The 17,207-nt window shown below is 70.3% G+C and carries 15 protein-coding genes and 2 pseudogenes; 6 read left to right on the forward strand and 11 right to left on the reverse strand.

Annotated elements, in window-relative coordinates:
• Positions 1-10: 10 nt before the first annotated feature.
• From ACZ4MU_RS32045 to ACZ4MU_RS32080, 8 genes and pseudogenes are all read right to left on the reverse strand, one after another.
• Positions 11-337, reverse strand: a pseudogene (locus ACZ4MU_RS32045) (helix-turn-helix domain-containing protein); the annotation flags it as partial.
• A gap of 8 nt (positions 338-345) precedes the next feature.
• Positions 346-1,362: an NADPH:quinone oxidoreductase family protein gene (locus tag ACZ4MU_RS32050; protein ID WP_467883051.1), complete on the reverse strand. Its 1,017-nt coding sequence runs from the start codon at positions 1,360-1,362 to the stop codon at positions 346-348.
• A gap of 45 nt (positions 1,363-1,407) precedes the next feature.
• The gene (locus ACZ4MU_RS32055; RefSeq protein WP_467883052.1) at positions 1,408-1,773 is read right to left on the reverse strand and encodes a MerR family transcriptional regulator; all 366 of its coding nucleotides are present in this window, start codon (positions 1,771-1,773) and stop codon (positions 1,408-1,410) included.
• Positions 1,774-1,851: 78 nt separating this feature from the next.
• A pseudogene (locus tag ACZ4MU_RS32060) lies at positions 1,852-1,980 on the reverse strand (dehydrogenase); the annotation flags it as partial.
• Positions 1,981-2,464: 484 nt separating this feature from the next.
• Entirely contained in the window at positions 2,465-3,340 is an 876-nt protein-coding gene (locus tag ACZ4MU_RS32065) for a ribosome-inactivating family protein (RefSeq protein ID WP_467883053.1), read from the reverse strand.
• 55 nt (positions 3,341-3,395) lie between these two features.
• The gene (locus ACZ4MU_RS32070) at positions 3,396-4,313 is read right to left on the reverse strand and encodes a Crystal protein ET79 (RefSeq protein WP_467883054.1); all 918 of its coding nucleotides are present in this window, start codon (positions 4,311-4,313) and stop codon (positions 3,396-3,398) included.
• Positions 4,314-4,437: 124 nt separating this feature from the next.
• Positions 4,438-4,662 carry a hypothetical protein gene (locus ACZ4MU_RS32075; protein ID WP_358991193.1) on the reverse strand — a complete coding sequence of 75 codons (225 nt, stop codon included), beginning with the start codon at positions 4,660-4,662 and terminating at the stop codon, positions 4,438-4,440.
• A gap of 115 nt (positions 4,663-4,777) precedes the next feature.
• On the reverse strand, positions 4,778-7,732 hold the full coding sequence (locus tag ACZ4MU_RS32080; protein ID WP_467883055.1) for an AfsR/SARP family transcriptional regulator: 2,955 nt from the start codon (positions 7,730-7,732) through the stop codon (positions 4,778-4,780).
• Positions 7,733-8,973: 1,241 nt separating this feature from the next.
• Here ACZ4MU_RS32080 and ACZ4MU_RS32085 point away from each other — a divergent pair.
• The 3 genes from ACZ4MU_RS32085 to ACZ4MU_RS32095 all read left to right on the forward strand — a co-directional run bounded on the left by ACZ4MU_RS32085 (position 8,974) and on the right by ACZ4MU_RS32095 (position 11,780).
• Complete coding sequence (locus ACZ4MU_RS32085) at positions 8,974-10,398, forward strand: PP2C family protein-serine/threonine phosphatase (protein ID WP_467883056.1); 1,425 nt, start codon at positions 8,974-8,976, stop codon at positions 10,396-10,398.
• Positions 10,395-10,763: an STAS domain-containing protein gene (locus ACZ4MU_RS32090; RefSeq protein WP_467883057.1), complete on the forward strand. Its 369-nt coding sequence runs from the start codon at positions 10,395-10,397 to the stop codon at positions 10,761-10,763. The genes ACZ4MU_RS32085 and ACZ4MU_RS32090 overlap by 4 nt, the downstream gene beginning before the upstream one ends.
• A gap of 579 nt (positions 10,764-11,342) precedes the next feature.
• Positions 11,343-11,780 (forward strand): hypothetical protein, encoded by a 438-nt coding sequence (locus tag ACZ4MU_RS32095; protein ID WP_467883058.1) that lies wholly within the window; start codon positions 11,343-11,345, stop codon positions 11,778-11,780.
• A 546-nt stretch (positions 11,781-12,326) separates the two neighbouring features.
• On the opposite strand, the gene ACZ4MU_RS32100 is transcribed toward ACZ4MU_RS32095, so the two are convergent.
• From ACZ4MU_RS32100 to ACZ4MU_RS32110, 3 genes are all read right to left on the reverse strand, one after another.
• A complete protein-coding gene (locus ACZ4MU_RS32100; RefSeq protein ID WP_467883059.1) occupies positions 12,327-12,881 on the reverse strand; it encodes a hypothetical protein in 555 nt (184 codons plus the stop codon).
• Positions 12,882-13,275: 394 nt separating this feature from the next.
• Positions 13,276-13,584 (reverse strand): hypothetical protein, encoded by a 309-nt coding sequence (locus tag ACZ4MU_RS32105; RefSeq protein WP_467883060.1) that lies wholly within the window; start codon positions 13,582-13,584, stop codon positions 13,276-13,278.
• Between the two features lie 843 nt (positions 13,585-14,427).
• Entirely contained in the window at positions 14,428-14,631 is a 204-nt protein-coding gene (locus tag ACZ4MU_RS32110; protein WP_467883061.1) for a hypothetical protein, read from the reverse strand.
• Positions 14,632-14,743: 112 nt separating this feature from the next.
• Between ACZ4MU_RS32110 and ACZ4MU_RS32115 the strand changes: the two genes are divergently transcribed.
• The 3 genes from ACZ4MU_RS32115 (at position 14,744) to ACZ4MU_RS32125 (ending at position 17,037) form a co-directional block, all read left to right on the forward strand.
• Positions 14,744-14,956 carry a hypothetical protein gene (locus ACZ4MU_RS32115; RefSeq protein WP_467883062.1) on the forward strand — a complete coding sequence of 71 codons (213 nt, stop codon included), beginning with the start codon at positions 14,744-14,746 and terminating at the stop codon, positions 14,954-14,956.
• Positions 14,957-15,487: 531 nt separating this feature from the next.
• On the forward strand, positions 15,488-15,625 hold the full coding sequence (locus ACZ4MU_RS32120; RefSeq protein ID WP_467883063.1) for a hypothetical protein: 138 nt from the start codon (positions 15,488-15,490) through the stop codon (positions 15,623-15,625).
• A 260-nt stretch (positions 15,626-15,885) separates the two neighbouring features.
• Entirely contained in the window at positions 15,886-17,037 is a 1,152-nt protein-coding gene (locus tag ACZ4MU_RS32125) for a pentapeptide repeat-containing protein (RefSeq protein WP_467883064.1), read from the forward strand.
• The last annotated feature ends 170 nt before the right edge of the window (positions 17,038-17,207 follow it).

Below are 17,207 nucleotides of genomic sequence, written 5' to 3' on the forward strand. Positions count from 1 at the left end.
CACGAGCGAGTAGATGCCGCGATACGGTGCGGCGTCTGCGCGAGATCCCCTCAGCTTGGAGTTCGAATCCGATCCGGGTTGCCGACCGCATCTCGGTTCGGTGGAGGCCTCGGTCCTGGCCATGACGTCAGAGCTCGTCGCTTTCGGCTGGCGTCCGGGTGTTGAGGAACGGTCCAGGACCGAGTTCACCGTGCTTACGGTAGCGATTGACCCATTGCGACGCGCAGGCGCGGGAGATGCCCATCTCGGCGGCTACGCGCGCGATCGGGCGGAGCTGACATCGCTGCACGAGTCGCGGCCGCCCGTCGGGGGACAGTGGAGCATTGCGGTGAAGCACAGGCATTCCTAACGCCAGGGATCGAGGGCGAGCTTGCCCTGGGTCTGGCCCGCTTCGAGTTGCTGCAGCACTGCTCGCCCCTCGGCCAGGGAATGGATGTGGGGAGTGCCGGGCGGGTACACACCGTGGGCGATGAGCGTCTCGATTTCGAAGAGCAACGACTGGTAGATGGACGGGGCCGCGACGGCAAGCGCACCGATGTGCAGACCCTTGACCTGGACCTGGTGGGTGAAGACGAGGTCGTGTGTGGTCAATGTGGCGTCGCCGGAAGCGGCGCCGAACACGACGATGCGTCCGGTGAAGGGTTTGGTGACCGACAGGCTGGCCTCGAACGTGGCCTGTCCCACCGATTCCAGGACCAGGTCGACTTCGCCGGTGAGGCGGGTGATCTCCGCGGCCAGATCGGGGTGTCGGCTGTCCAGGACCTCGTCGGCACCGAGGGCTTTGACAGTGTCGTGTTTGGCTGGTGACGCCGTTGTGATTACGCGTGCACCGTAGTGGCGGGCCAGGCGGACAGCGGCTTGCCCCACTCCGCCGGCCGCGGCATGCACGAGCACCACCTCCCCGGTCTTGATCTCCCCCAACGGCTTCAGTGCCGCCAGCGCGGTGGCCCAGTTCAACACGAGGCCGAGGGCTTGGGCGTCGCTCCAGCCGGAGGGCACGGGAAGCACCCCTGCGGCCGGCATCGTCATGTACTGCGCGAAGGCGCCCGGACCGGCTCCGACGACGTGGGCGCCGAGTTGCAGCGGGCTCTCGACGTCGGGGCCGACACCCACGATCTCGCCGGCGGCCTCGAAGCCCGCCACATAGGGTGTCTGCGGCCCGCCTCCGTACGTTCCATGGGTCTGCATGACGTCAGCGAAGTTGACGCCGGCGGCGCCCACGCGGATCAGATACTCGCCGGGTCCCGGGGTGGGGCGGGGCTGATCGGTCGCGATGTCCAGACCCTTGGTGCCCCGGTGCGACCGCTGGACCAGCGCTCGCATCGTCTGCTCGGCGCCTTTCTGCTGCTCCTTGATCTCCATGCACGGAACGTAGGAGCCTGACACTTGTGTCAAGGTCAAGTGGCGTCAGAGATCAGCACGGCGGGCCTCGCGAAGGTAGGCGTCGAGTGCCGCCTGCTGATCGCTGAGAATCGCTATACGTGCGGCGAGCCGATCTCGATGGCTCTGCACCTCGTGCAGGAACTCCGCGCACACCACATCCGTGCCGATATCAGACTCGTCAGTGAGGCTGGGCAGGAATTCCCTGATCAACCGCACGGGCAGCCCGGACTCCAGCAGCGAGCGGATGACGAGCACTCGGTCGATCGTGGATTGGCAGTAGTCGCGGAAGCCATTGCTGAATCGGCCAGGGACGATCAAGCCCTCGTCCTCGTAGTGCCGCAACGACCGCGCACTCGCACCGCTGACTCTGGAAGCTTCGCTGATCTTCATACCCGGAGACAACGCCCGGGAGCACGGCGATCTTCCGACACCCATCGCTACGACGAAGTGCAGGCCTGCTCAGGCGTCAACAACCTCATGCCCCGCAACAGCTAGGGCCCCGGCGACAGCGCGGCCAATGCCGGAACTGTCACCGGTTACCACGGCAACCCGTCCGTTTTGCGAAAACAGTTCGTAGAGGCAGGTCTGCGCTGTCATGGCCCGAATCCCAGACGGCGAGCCCTCGGTGACAGCGGCCGGGCAGTGCAGGTCAAGCGGTCACTTCCGCGACTGGGCTTGCTGGCCTCTCAGGGACTGGACGCATGTGACCCCAGCCTGACGATGTTCAGAGGGCAGAAACAGTGCACCTTCGGAATAACCCCTCCCGCCAGTAATCCACGAGATCGAGCGCGGGGCACTCTCCCAGCACTACGGCGCCCCTGCGCTCGCCTTCCGGAAAGTGAAGGGTGACGGCTCCCGGCCCCGCGGCTACTGGTGGATCATCGCCCCGTCTCACAGGCCATTGCGGTTGCCGAACAGCTCACCTGGCACGACACCAGGCGACACGTTGCCCGCCTGACCCCGCCTGACCCCGCCTGACCCCGCCTGACCCCGCCTGACCCCGCCTGACCCCGCAGGGCCTGCGCTCCGGGCCCACCCGCCTCGCGGGCGGCCCGGAGCGGTCCCGCCGGGACCGGGGGGATCAGTGCTTGGTCGACAGGAGCATGACCAGGACGTTGCGGATGTCCCGGATGTTGCGGAATGTGCGGCCACCCACGGTCCGCGGCTGCGGCTGCTCGCCCCGGAGCAGCTGGCGGGTGAAGCCCGTCAGGGCGCTCCAGTCGTTCTCCAGCTCGATGTTGTCGGTGGACTGGCGGCCGCGGTCGCCGCCGTCCGGCATCGCGCTGAGGATGCTTTCGTACACCGGCCGGAAACGGGCCGCCTCGGACGTCGCGGTCACCATGGTGAGTGCGGCCGTGGCCACCCTCCGGTTGTCCGCCGTGCCCGACCTGTTCGCGAAGTCGTAGAGGTCGTTCAACTGGGAGACGAGCGTGGAACGTTCGAAGGTGAGATGAGCGCGGTCGACGGACGAGTTGGCTTCGAGGTGCCCCTGCTGCGTTCCGTACCGGCCGTTGAACGGCAGGATGCGCGAGGAGCGGCCCATCTGGCGGCCGAGGTCGAAGTCGTTGAACTGCACCACGTCCCCGCCATCGACCGAGAACCCGCGCAGGTAGAGGTTGTCGGCCGTGTAGTGGAGGCTGACGTAGCGGTTCCCCGGGAGCTGCACGCGCAGCGTCACGATGTCGGGGCTTGTGCTGGTCTCCAGCAGCGTCGGGTCGGCTTGGAGGTGGTGGCCGACCGCTGTGCGCAGTCCGGCGATGACCCGGCCGTAGGTGGTGCGGACCGAGGCGTCGTCGGTCTGGGTGAGGTCCCAGATGTACGGTGCCTGGATCGCCTGGGGCCCCACCGTGGCGGCCGCCGTCGCCACAGAGGCGTGTACGTCGGCGGCCTGCGCGGCGGGTGCCACGCCGGTGAGCAGGGTGGCGGTGAGCAGGAGAGCGGGTATTTCCTTGCGCATGGTGTTCCTTAGGAGAGGGAGGGCGTCGAAGGGCCGCTCTGTGGCGGCCGGCCGGTCAGGCCGTGCGGATGCGGAAGGAGACCTGCGCGTTCTTGCCGCCGCCGCCCGACTGGTCGCACGCGAACCCGGTGGGTACGTTGCAGGTGTAGCTGTTGCCGCCGGAGAACGGGTTGTTCCAGCTGATCGAGACGATGCCGCCTTCCGACATCATGTAGGAGGCCCGTCCCTCGGTGCCGGTCATGAAGCCGGAGGACTCACTCTTCCAGTAGCCGCTGGCGTTGGGGTTGATGAGCGAGGCCGGCAGGGAGTTGTCGCTCCAGACGCCGTGCGACAGGCTCGCCCCGGTCCGCACGAGCGCACGGCCGGAGTCGTTCAGCAGGTTGACCGCGGTGCTGCGCACGGGGGTGGCGGCGGCGACGGCGGATGCCTTCAGCGTCGCGGGGCCGCCAGTGAGTGTGATGCGGACGGTGGCGTTGTTGCCGCTGCCACCGCTGATCGTGCACTGGTAGCCGGACGGTGCGTCGCACCAGTAGCCGTTGCGACCGGAGTACGGGTTGTTCCAGTGGATCCGCACCTCGTCCGCGGTGCCCGCGATCCGGTAGTTGGTGTATCCCTCGGTGCCGGTGAGCATTCCACAGGAGTGGCTGCCCCAGGAGGGGCTGGTGTGCTTGGCCACGTAGTCGGGCGGGAGGTTGTCGTCGTCCCAGCAGCCGTGGGAAAGGCTGGAGTAGGTGCGGATCAGCTGCTGGTTGGTGCTGTTGCTGAAGGCCACGCCCACGCTGCGGGCGGAGGACGCGCTGACGTCGGCGGACGCGCCGGCGGCAGAGGACACCGAGGAGGTGGCGGGGGCGGCGGTCGCGGCCTGCGCGGCCGGGGCCAGGCTCACACCGGCACCGGCGAGAGCGGTCACGGCCAGGGCCAGGGTCCGCAGGCGGGTGGGACGGCGGGTGGAACGGGGGGAGCGTACGAACATGGTCGACATGCCTTCCGAGGAGAGGGATTGGGGGGCGCCGCAGTCGGGCGGGGCGCCGGCCGGGCTGACGTGCCGCGCTGACGGGCGGCCGCCGGCCCGCCGGGTGACCGGCCCGGCTGGGGGGTCAGTTCACGTAGTACAGGTCGAACTCGTCGCGCCCGTTGTCCACGCACTCGTAGCGGCTGAACAGCCCCATGCCGACACTGAGCGAACCCGCCGCGCGGCAGGAGTCGTACGTCTTGTAGTGCCCGCCGAAGTAGCGGTAGTCGGCCGCCTGCGCCGACTGGGCGGCGGCGCCGCCGAGCAGGAGGGCTGCCAGGAGCAGGGATCCGGTAGCGGTCGTTCGCATGCGCATGAGCCAGGTCCACCGTTCGGTGTGTGCCGCGTGCGGCTGTGTCTGTCAGGGACGTGACGAGCCTGTCGCTGCCCGCCGACGTTTCACCGACGTACCGCTGACGCTTCGCTCACGCCCGCCGCTTCCCCTCCCCGGCCCGGGCCGCCAGTGCCGCACGGCGCTCGGCATACTCCCGGGCGCCGGTGATCCGCGAGAGCAGTTCCAGGGCCTGCCCGGCCGTATCGTCGAGCCGGTGCACCTCCGCCTGCCCCGCCGACTCCTCCAGCTCCGCCAGCGCCTCGGCGGTGCGGCCGAGGTCCCACAGGGCCTGCCCGCTCTGCAGGCGCAGCCACGCCCGCCCGACGACCTCCTCCTCTCGGGTGAGCGCGAGCGCCTGCCGGGCGTGGGCAAGCGCCTGCTCGGGGCGCCCGGCGTCGAGGGCGAACCTGGCGAGGTGCTGCAAGGCCAGTTGCTGGGTCGGCAGATGGCCGCAGCGGACCGCGAGTGCCAGTGCGCGCAGGCACTGGGTACGGGCGTGCCGGGGCTCGCCCGCCCGGCCGTAAGCCATTCCGAGGTTGATCCGGGCCGTCGCCTCGGAGACCGGGTCGGTGGCCATCGTGGGGGCCGGCTCCAGCCGGCGCAGGGCCTCGGGCAGCCGGCCCTGCTCGATCAAGAGCCAGCCGAGTAGTGCGCGGACGCGTGATTCGCCGTCCGCCCCGGCCGCGTGCGGGTCGCGCTGTACGGAGTCGAGCGCGCCGGTGAGCAGTGGGCACCACTCGTCGCGCGGGCGCAGGACCATCAGCGGCCACTGCAGGATTCCCAGCCGCCAGGCCTGGGCGTGCAGGTGCTCGGCACGCGCCGCCTCGACCACCCGGGCGAGCAGTTCACGCTGCTCGGCGTACCAGTCCAGGGCCTGGGACCGGGAGGCGAACTCCGCGTGGGAGGACGGCACCCAGGTTCCGGGCGGCAGGGAGCAGCACGCCTGGGAGCCCGGTTCGGCTGCCTCGGTGGCGGCCAGGCAGGTGTGCAGCAGCAGGTCCACCAGCCGCCGCAGCGCGCCGTCCGCGTCCGGCCCGGCCGGGGCACCGTCTGACCGCTCCCCGGTGGCGCGGGCGTACAGGCGGACCAGATCGTGCAGGGACCAGTCGCCGTCGCGCCCCTCCACCACGAGGTGGGCGCCGGCCAATGCGTCGAGCGCGCGCAGCGCGGCCTCCTGGGTGGTGCCGGCCAGGGCGGTCGCCGCGTGGAGGTCGATGCGCCCGCCCGGGTGCGAAGCGAGTGCGTACAGCATCCGGCGGTCCTCGGGAGCGACGTGCCGCAGGGAGGCGCCGAGCGCGGCGCGCGGCCCCTGGTCGTCGAGGGACAGCAGGGCCAGTCTTCGGTTGCCGTCCAGGAGTTGCGCGGCCATCCGTTCCAGGGAGGCGTCCGGCTGGTAGGCGAGGCGGGCGGCCACCACGCGCAGGGCCAGCGGCAGTCCGCCGCACAGTTCGGCCAGACGGCGGGCGGCGGCGGGCTCGGCGGCGACGCGCCGGGCTCCGAGTACGGAGACCAGCAGGGCCGTGGAGTCGCCGTCGTCCAGGATGTCGACCGGTACGGGCCGGGCGCCCTCGGAGACGACGAGGCCCCCCAGCCTGCCTCGCGAGGTGACCAGCGTGACGCAGCCGACTCCGGCGGGCAGCAGCGGGCGTACCTGCGCGGAGGAGCCCGCGTCGTCGAGTACCACCAGGAGGCGGCGGTCCGCGGTCAGCTCCCGGTAGAGCGCGGCGGCGCCCTCCGCCGAGTCCGGGACGTGCTCGGGGGCGACGCCCAGGCGTCGCAAGAACTTCTGGAGCACGACGTCGCCGTCCGCCGGGCCACGTGCTCCGAAGCCGCCCAGTTCGGCGAAGAGCAGGCCGTCGGGGAAGTGGTCGGCGTTCCGGTGGGCCCAGTGCACGGCAAGCGCGGTCTTGCCGACGCCCGCGGGGCCGGTGACCAGGCAGACGGAGGAGTTCTCGGCGGCCAGCGCGTCCAGCCGGGCGAGTTGGCCGGCGCGGCCGGTGAAGCCGCCCGGGGGGCGCGGCAGGGCGCCCCGGCCGGTGCGAGCCCCGGGGAGGGGCGTCGTCGCTGCGACGGACGGCGCCTCGGTCGGGGCCGGGGGCTGGGAACACGCCGCAGGGGCCGGGGCGTCGGGGCCCGCCGGGGGCGCGGAGCACGGTGCCGGGGCTGGTTCCGGTGCCGGGACATCGGGGCGCGCCGGGGCCGGGGTTTCGGGGCAGGCCTCCGGGGTCGGGGGCCGCAAGAGCGCCGCCTGCACCGAGGTCTCGGCGCGCGTCGCCCGGGCAGGTCGCTCGCGCGGCGGGGTCGGTGGCTCGTCGCGCAGCACCTCTTCGAATGCCTGGGCGAGCCGGGGGCCGGGGCACACTCCCAGCTCCTCGGCGAGCAGTCTGCGCGTGTGGTGGTAGCGCTCCACGGCCTGGGCCCGGTGACCCGCCCGGTGCAGGGCCAGGACCAGGGCGGCGGCCAGCGATTCGCGCAGCGGGTAGGCGCCCGCTTCGGCGCTCAGCTCGGCCGCCGCCCGCTCGTGCCTGCCCATACGGGCGTACGCCTGCGCCAGTTGCTCCACCGCGCCGACCCGCTCCTCCTCCAAGGCGCGGGCCGCGTCCAGCAGCAGGGGGCCGGCGGTGGTCCCAGTGAGGGCGGGGCCCTGCCACAGCGCCAGCGCCTGGTGCAGCAGCCGCACCGCCTCGGCGGCGTCCGGCAGGGCCCCGGCCCGGTGCACCAGTTCCTTGAAGCGCGCGCTGTCCACCTTGGCGGGCGGGGTGCGCAGTTCATAGGCGCCGGTGTGGGTGATGAGGTCCACGTCGTGTGCGGCGCCGCCCGCCTTTGCGATGAGAGCGCGTAGCCGGGAGACATGGCCCTGGACGACCGAGCGCGCCCGGGTCGGCGGCTCGGCTTCCCACAGCGCCTTGCCCAGGGCGGTGACTGGAACGGGCCGATTGGGCAGCAACAGCAGGGCTGCCAGCAGACTGCACCGCTTGGGCGGCCCGAGCGCCAGCCCGCCCGACTCCGTGTCGATCCCCACCGTCCCCAACAGCCTGAACTCCATCGCGCCTCCTCCGAGCTTGCCTGCAACCCGAAGAGGACAGGGAGTGACCGTCGGTTGTCACGGAGCGAGAACGCGCCGCCTCCTGGCCGAAAGCAGCCAGGTCAGCGGCCGGGTACCTGGCCCGTCCGTCGGCCGCGCGCGGGGCGTTGCCCAGGACCAGGCCTGCGGCGGTCGTCCGGGCGACCTACGCGGTGAGACGCTGCCGCACCTCGTGCATGCGCTCGAAGACCTCGTTGCGGCGGGTGGGGCACTTCTCGATCCGCGCGGCTCATTCGCGGGCGTCGTCCTCGAAGTCACCCGGGCGCTGCGATCACCGGGGGGCATGCAGGCCCACTTCAGCGGCCCCGGTATCGCGCTGGAGGTCACGCTCGGCAGACGGCAGGAGCTGCCGACCCACGAGGCGCACACCGCCGCCCTCACGCGACTCTTTCGCCACACCGCCGGCACCGTCGGCGCCCGCAGCACGCCAGGAGGCGGCCGGTGCTTCCACGGCGACGGGACCGGGCTTGCCCAACACCTACGGGAGCCGCCTGCCGGGGCACGAGGGAGCGGCACGCAAGAGGAACGCCCGCGCCCCGGGGGACGCCCTTCTGGACGGCACGGGGCGTGGGCGGGCGCAAGGAAATCGGAGGCTTGGGCCGGTACGGGCGCAGGCAGGCGAGCGGTGAGCGCCGGCCCTTCTCCACCGTGGGCAGCTGCTCCCAGTCGACCTCGGGGTGTTCGGCGGGCACCGCGTCGACGGTGCCGTGGTGGAGAGCGCGATGTCGACGGCTCCGGCCCGGCCGGAGCCGAAGCGGATCTGGATCGACTGCGGGGAGCGGACCCATCCGAGCCGCGCCATGTGGTCGAAGTCGGCGCGTCGCACCCGGAGCGGGCGGTGGCCTGCTCGGGTCCGAGCGGGGTGTCGGCGGCGACCAGGTCTGCCAGGTCCTCGCGTCGGCAGACCTGGTCGACCTGGCCGGGGCGGTGCAGCGTCGGCGGCCGGGTCCGCGCTTGCGCCGCCCAGCAGGCTGCGGTCGACGAACGCCGGACCACGAAGGCCGTCACGTTTCGACTTTCCGTGATCACTGCGCCGAGTTGTGGCTGTTTCTGTGAAGCTCGTTGTCGGGTCGGGTGCGCTGAGGCATTTCGGTACAGTGCTGGGGTGCTGACTGTCTGGTCGGCGCCTTCCTGGGGGGATGAGCGAGACGAGGGTTATGCCGGAGCAAGCGAGTCCGCCTGCGATAGCACCGAGCGGGCCTGTGGCCACGTCGGCCGAGGCGGCACGGTTGGCGGCGGTGCGCCGTTACGACATTCTCGATACCCCGCCGGACGGCGCCTACGACAGAGTCGCGGCGCTGGCGGCACGGTTGTTCGAAGTGCCGGTGGCGACGGTGACGATCGTGGACGAGGACCGGATCTGGTTCAAGGCCACGCACGGACTGGAGGGTGTCAGCGAGATCGGCCGGGATCCGGGCCTGTGCGCCTCGGCGGTCCTGACAGATGACACCACTGTCATCCCCGACACTCTGCTGGACCCGGTCGCCTGCTCCAACCCGCTGGTCGCCGGGCCGATGGGAATACGGTTCTACGCCGCCGCTCCGATCATCACCGCCGACGGGTACCGGCTGGGCACGGTCAACATTCTCGACACCCGCCCCCGCGAGATCAGCGAGGCCGATGCCTCCACCCTCGGGGACCTGGCTGCGGTAGTGCGTGACCAGCTGGAGCTGCGGCTGTCGGCGTTGCGCGTGGTGCGCGCCGAGCAGGAGCGCCGCAAGGTCGAGCAGGAGAAGCGCCAGGCGGAGGAAGAGGCCCGTCGGCGCGCGGAGCGGGACAAAGCGGCCATCGCCGCGTTCGCCTCCACCCTGCAGCGCACCCTGGTGCCCCCGGCACTTCCCGCTGTACCGGGCCTGGAACTGGCCTGCCATTACAAGACCGCCTCCCCGCAGGAAGTGGGCGGTGACTTCTACGACGTCTTCCCCGTGGGCGGGGGCCGGTGGGCGTTCTTCCTGGGCGATGTGTGCGGCAAGGGCGCCGAAGCCGCCTCGATCACCTCACTGACCCGCTACACGCTGCGGGCCGCAGCCCTCGTCGACGCGGACCCCACGGCCGCGCTCAAAGCCCTGAACACTGCGCTGCTCCTGGACGCGGCGGTGGGGACACGCTTTTGCACCGCCGTCTTCGGCCTGCTCGATCCCGCCCGGGATGGCGGTTTCACGGTCACGCTGGCCACCGGAGGCCATCCGCCCGCCTACCACCTGAGCCCCACCGAGGAAGGCGGTGTACGGGTGGAGGCGGTCCGCGCCAAGGGCGGCATGCTGGTCGGCGCGTTCGCCGAAGCCGCCTTCGCCTCACGCACCCTGCACCTGGCACCCGGCCAGGGCCTGCTGCTCTACACCGACGGGCTGACCGAGGCCCGCACCGCCGATGGCCACATGCTCGCCGACACGGGCCTTACCGACTTCCTGGCCCGGCGGCCGGCGCCGGTCAGTGCCGGCGCCCTGATCGACGACACCGTCGCGCTCCTGGACACCCTCCCCGACACCGAACGCGACGACGTGGCCCTGCTGGCCCTGTCCGTCCCCACCCCCGATGCCGCTCCCGCCGGTATCACCACCACCGCCCACAGCGCCGCCGCCCCGACCGCCGACGTCTCCGTCGGGCAGGAGAACCCACGCCCATGACCGACGCATTCCACATCGACGTCCCGCACACCGACGGCGCCCTGGCCGTGATCGCCCTGTCCGGCGAGTTCGACATCGCCGCCGCACCCGCCGTACGGGCCCGCGCCCTGGAACTCATCGCGAACGGCCACCCTGACCTGGTCGCTGACCTCTCAGGCGTCACCTTCTGCGACTCCTCAGGGCTGGGCGCCCTCGTCGGCATCTGGCGCTGCGCCAAGGACGCCGACGGCTCGCTGACCCTGGCGGCCATCCCCGACCGGCTGAGCCGCCTGCTCAGCGTCACCGGGATGGATACCCTCCTGCCCACCTACTCCAGCGCCGAGGCCGCGCTTGCCGCACGCCAAAGCAACCGCACCACCGCCTGAAACCCCTCGCTCGCCAGGGCGGCGCCAACAGCTGGCTAGCACTGCCCAGCCCGGCCACGCAGCCTGCACACCCCAGCCGCCGAAAGTGCGCACCACTCCGCTACCGGGCGACGTGCTCGCTGGCAGGCCGTTCAGACGCTCTCTACTGAACTTGAACGCGTGATGTGGGTCGAATCCTGGTGGCGGTGCCAGGGTCAGAGACCGCCGGCTGTTGCCGGCTCGGGTTCAGGAAGATGGCTGTAGCCAGCGCCGCGCCATGGTGAGATCGACCTCGACGTCATCGCTCCAAGAGGGGCCCCAGTGCTTACGGGCGCACACTGGGGCCCCCGGTTTTCCAGGCAATCATGAGAGTGGCCGCGAATGCAGTCGTGGACGCGATCAGGGCCCGCGCAGGGAGTGTGACGAAGAGTCACGTGTGTAGGGTGCCGCTCGGGGTGCCTGAGTCGAACTCAGCAGCCGAGGGGTTTGGCTACTTGTAGCCCAGGTTGGTCTGGCCCGGAATCACCTTGCCCGCGATGCGCAGGTTGCCGTTGGGTCTGTGCGGCCGCCGCCGCGGACCCATGCCTGGACGAGAAGATCGTGGCCGCCGCCATCTGCGCCCACTGCCTGGACATCAGCGAGCCGACGACCGTGCGTGGTCTGGAGTCCGGCTACCGCCTCTACACCGCCTGGTGGGCCCTGTCCGACCTCCCCGACCGCCGCCCCCCACCCATCCCTGCGCCCGATCCGGACCGGCAGCCCCCGGCCGATCCCGGCAAGTCGGCCGCGCCCCGGTACCCGGGCCAGAACGTGCGGGAGTGGGAGATCCCCCGCATCCCGTCGCAGTACGAGTCTGCTGTCCTTGCTGGCGTGATGGTGCGGGAGGAGCTACGCACCGCCACTGTGCAGGATCGGGCGTACGACGTCGTCGCCCACCAGCGGGCGGCGATGCCCGAGGAGCTGCTCGCGCCCCGGTCACGGGGGTCGAGCACGACGACCAGGAGCCGGAGGTCGGAGACCGGGAGGCGATTGATATGAAGGCGCTGCGGGCCCTCCGGGAGTCCCGCACGGACGTGGAAGCCCTCGATCTCACGGTCGAGCGGCCGCGCCGCCTCCAGGATGCCTTCACTGCGGCGGCCTACAGAGCCCGCGCCACTACGGACCACTACGCCAACCGGGGCGATGCCGACGGAGTGCACTTGGTGCGCGAGGACGACCACGGGGCGCACAGCCCGCATCAGCCCGGCACGCACCGCGGCCGGGGGCCCGGCCTCCCATCGGTTCAGCATCGTCGACGAGTACGCCCACAGGGCGGCATGGGGCAAGAGGCATGCGGCGTGTCAACGGGAGATGCTGTGTGAGATGTCCGGAGGGTATTCCATGGACAGGGTTCACTGCGGCTCGACGGCGGCGATCAGGTCGCCCGCAGCACCGGTGGCTATCACCCCCCCCGGCCGCCGGACTCTCGCGACGCCTTGGCGGCGGCGTCCCTGTGACCCGCTCCCTGGCGGAAGGCACGCCCGGCCGAGGTGCGATGCGGCGGTGCATTGGCGCCGGCCCGGCCGAGGTTCGGCATTCGTGTGCTCAGTTGGCCGCCCCACCCTGCTGCCATTCACGAGGCCAGTTCCCGGACGGAGGCGGGGGTCCGCCTACCCCCAGGTCACGTCGGGCAGAGGCATAGAAGATGTCGCGTTTCTGGCTGACCTGCCGCGAATCGTGGGTCCAGCCCCCCGGATCGTGCCGCCGCTCTTCCACATGCCGCCCCAGCGCCCAGATTGCCTCGTGCCACGACCGCGCTGCGGCAACGGTCGTCGCGTCACCGACCAGCAGTACCGATTCCCACAGTGTGGCCCGGCGCGCTTCGGCTTCGGCGAGAAGGCGCAGGCCTTCAGCGGGCTCCAGTGGATCGACGATGTGCGTATACCCCAGCGACCCCAGGGTGGCACCGATGCGCTGGGTGACCCAGATCTGTTCCTTCAGCGCATTGCCGTACCGCGCATACACCTCGAACTTCTTCTCATGCCAGCGCTCGGTTTGCGTCCGGCGCCAACGAGCCCTTTCCGTGAGCATCGTGGTGGCGTACGAACCAGCAGCGCCGACTCCCACGCCCAGCAATGTGGCCACCTGATCCAGAAACACGCATTACCCCCGCAGTCGATGTCAGCGGTCAGGCTGCCGCGCCAGAGTCCGGCTCCCGATGCCTCGGCCGGATTCCACCAGTCTCAGCCGAGGAGTTCCCGCTCGGGCACACGGATACGGGCATCGGAGCGGATGGTCGCGGAGAAGACGAACAGGTGGCAGGCGAACGGTACGTGCCTGTATGCCCCGTTGCGGCCCGCGGGCAGCCACGAAAAGGCTGTAGACAGCCTTCACGCCGTGGCTGACGACGGGGGTGGACCGCGCTGGACCGCCACGCGCACAATGCGGGTGCGGCCGGCCCAGTATCTCCGACCGCACCCTGCCACCACGGTGGCCTTCGTGTGATGAGGGCTTATGTGCCAGATGCTTTGTAGCGCGCCCTCTGCTCAGGAATTCAGCACTGGGGGAGCATGTTCTGCGCCCGCCAGAAGTCGGTGTCGCTGAGGTTGACCATGTTGACGTAGACGTTGCGGTGGCCGCTGTCGTCGTCAGTTCGCAGCCACGCACCGGAGATGTGTCCGTTGTTGGAGTACCAGTCTCCCGCGGTCCAGCAGTAGAAGTAGTTGCGGCCCGCGTACAGCGTGCCCGCGTGGCTGTGCAGGTTGGGCTGGTAGTGGGACCACTGGGTCACCGAGGTGGTCAGATACACCTTGGCCTGGGCTCGTGCCGGCGCGGCCTGGGCGGGAGTGAGAGCGGAGCCCACAGCCAGCACCCCGACAGCGGCGGCAATGCAGCCAGCGGCCCGGACGGAACGATTCTTTCGCATAACTTCTCCCCGACGTGCACTTCCCCCGATGCGCGCCCGTCCGCTTCGCCAGTCGAGCGATGGACGTGCTGCGCTCAGGAAACGACTCAACTGATCTATAGACCAGTCAAGTGGGAGCGTAGGTCCGTCGGGTAGCGAAACGGTTCCCGCACGGTCACAGGCTCGTCCCCAGCGTCCCCAGCGTCCCCGCGCACAGCGGCACACGTCACGCCGGCCTGCCGGGGGCGTCGAGGCCGGCGCTCCGCGCCTGGCTCTCCTCCCGGGGTCCGGACCAGCGATGGCTACCGCCGCGCTTGGTTGGATGCATGAGGCGATCGGCGCGCAAGTGTGCGGAGCATGAGGAGAGCGGTCGTATGACGACGGTGGAGACCAATCTGGCTTCCAGGCTCGGGTTCCAGCCTGGCGCGGTCGTCCGGGTGGTCGGGTACGGCGATGACGCCGACCACGTAAACACTTCCGACGTACACAGGGTGAATCCGACAGTAGGCGTCGGCGGGCGAACGCCCGGGGCGAGCTTCTTGGCACGGGACGCCGCCGCCCGCTGTGCTGTGCGCCCTCCGGCGAAGGGGAACTGGGTGAAGCTGGGTGTCGACGGCGGAGGGGGCGGGACGGACCTTGCGTCGGGCGTCATGTTTCCATGCCGATTGCGACCTGTATGCGCATAAATGCGATCAACGTGCGCGTTGTTGCGACGTCATGACCGTTGGCGCGGCACTGCCGTATGTCCATAGTGGTAAGAGAGCCGTTGGCCGAGTCGGCTCGCTGACCATTGCTGCGAGCTCACCGTTCGGAGGTGGGGAGCGGGTCCAGGCTGGGGGTATACCCCTGGTGAAGGGGGCCGAAATGCCTGATGAGCAAGCGCCGGTCGGATTTAGGGGAGGAAATGATGTCTGCGATGAGGAAACTGAGCACGATCTGCAGCTTGAGTGCGGTCGCAGCCCTGGCGATGGGAATGCTGACGGCCGGGCCGGCCTCAGCAGACATTCGCGCGGCCTCCTGGCCCAATGACACGTACTACGTATGTGCTGACTACTGCGACGGTGCTACGCAGGGCGGGGTCGTCTGGGGCAACCGGACCTCGAAGCTTCAAGGTTGGGTGGAGGCATACAACGGCACCGCAACCGTCTACTTCGACGCCTTCGCCGGTTCCACCAAGGTCGACAGTGAGTCCAGGACCTCCAGTGGCCCTGTGGTCCCCTACAACTTCTACATCGGCGACCCCGATCTGCCCGGCGGCGTCGATCGGATCAGGGTCCAGGTGTGCGCGCCTCGCGGCTGCGGCGAACAGTTCAACCTGATCAGGGACTGACGCACCTTCCGTAGCCGTACGGGCTGCCGCACAAATGCGCTGGAACTCCCGCGGCATCCTTCGGGGAGGCGGAGGAATGCTGGGCGACGCAACTGGCAGGGCCGGTTTGTTCTGCTCCTCCCGCCCGCGCTGAAGTGGCGTTTTGCGGCGAATCGGATCCGTGAGGGCCGGTGTAGAGGGGGAGCGGTTGAGCGTGCAGGCCACGCAGGAGAACGTTCCCGTCCGGGGCCCGGCAACGGCTAAACAACGACGTCCGGTCTGGGCGGGTTAGCTCGGCAAAGACGTGGCGGGAGGCTACCTGCTGAGCCGTTCTCAGGCATCCCGGCGCCGTACGGCGAGCACGGCGACGGTCACCGAGACGAGTGCAGGCGCCGAGTGTGATCCAGGAGCCCGTGATCGTGGCCGGATATCTGCCCAGGCTGGCGTGGCCCTCGGGGTTCAGTGCCAGCCGGGCCTGTGCGGCCAGCGGTAGGTGGTTGCCTATTTCCTTCAAGAGCCGGTACCTCTCGCCCCCCGCATAGCATGGGCAGGATGAAAAGCATTCCCACGACAGCGACGATCGAGGCCGTGGCGTGTCGCAGGACAGCGCCGAACGCCAGGTCGATCTGCGCGCAGACCGGGATCACCAGCGCGTATGCCGCGACGGCCCGCAGGCAGCCGGGGTCGTGAAGGGAGAGTCCGGCGTGGCGGGAGGCGAGCATCGCGTTGGTAGTGAAGAACGATGTCACGGAGAGGAGTCCCGGCGCGCTGGGCGTGGTCGGGGGATGAATTTTCATTCTTATGCCGTCTGGGTGTGGCATCCGGTGCGACACCTAACGCGACAGCGGGCCGAGTTCGTAGCGTTGACGGCTCTGGAGCAGCGGCGGGTGAGGGTGCGGCGGGCGGCGGCCTGGCGGCGCCGGCGTCAGGCCGCTGGGCTTGTGCTGGGGGTGTTCGCGCTGGTGGTGGGCCTGCCCGTGCTGCTCTGGCGGGGTCCTCACCTGTTCGACGGCAAGTACCTCGACGACGCCGAACTGCGCAAGGGCTCCGCCGCCCTGGTCACCGGCTTACGGACGTCGCTGGTTGCACTGGTAGCCGCGCTTGGCGCAGGCATCGCGCTGCTCTACACCGCTCGCACCTACCGCCTCACCCGCCGCGGTCAGATCACCGACCGTTTCACCAAAGCACTCGAACGCCTCGGCTCGCCGGAGATCTATGTCCGCATCGGCGGGATTCTCGCCCTGGAGCAGATCGTGCGAGACGCACCCGAGCAGGCGGCCACGGACGCTGCCCGGGTACTGGGACACTTCATCCACGAACGCGCCCCCAAGGCCCTGTCTGCGCCGGGCCATCCGAACGGGCCTGAGGGTGACGGGCGCCCGGCGGAGGAACCGCTGCCCAGCCGACCGGACGCAGACGTCCAAGCGGCACTCACGGCCCTGACCCGGCCCGAGTCCCGCACCCACGTCGATCCCCGCGAACACCTCGACCTGGCAGGGCTGCATCTGGCTGGAGCCGACCTGAGACACGCTGACCTCACCCAGGCCTGCATGCGCAACGCGACGCTGGCTGGAGCCGATCTCCGGAACGCCATTCTCACCCAGGCCCGGTTGCGTAACGCGACGCTTGCGGGCGCCAATCTCGAGGGTGCGGCGCTGACGGAGGCCAGCCTCGTGGGTGCCACGCTGACCAGCGCCAGACTGAGCCATGCGACGCTGTTGAAGACCAATCTATGGGACGCGGACCTGAAGAGGGCGAATCTGATGGGTGCGACACTCACCGACGCCTACGTGCGGGCTGCGAACCTGACAGGGGCCTACCTGGCTGGTGCGACGCTGACAGGGGCGGACCTGTGCGGGGCCGTGCTGAAGGGGGCCTACCTGGCGGGTGCGACCCTGGAGAGGGCCAACCTGTGGGGTGCGACGCTGGCGGGGGCCACCCTGTGGGGAACAGTACTGGCCAAGGCCAACCTGGTGGATGCGACGCTAACGGCTGCGAAGAACCTCACTGTCGAGCAGGTCAAAGCCGCCCGGGTGACCGAGCGCACGGTCCTGTCTGCGCGGTTCTACGCGTACGTGGGCACGGCCGAGGATACGGAATGAGCCCCCGGTGCTCAATGTTCAGTATGGTCTCGCAGGCCTGGTTCAGAAGCAGCTTGTTAACGCCGCCCGCCCCACCGCTGCTTGGCCGGGGTGCTCAGCTCTGACCGGCGGCCAGCAGTGGGTCGCGCGGGAGCTGGAGGCGACGGCGGCCGGTCTGGCTGCTGCGGCCG

The sequence above is a fragment of the Streptomyces sp. NPDC026377 genome (assembly GCF_055567715.1).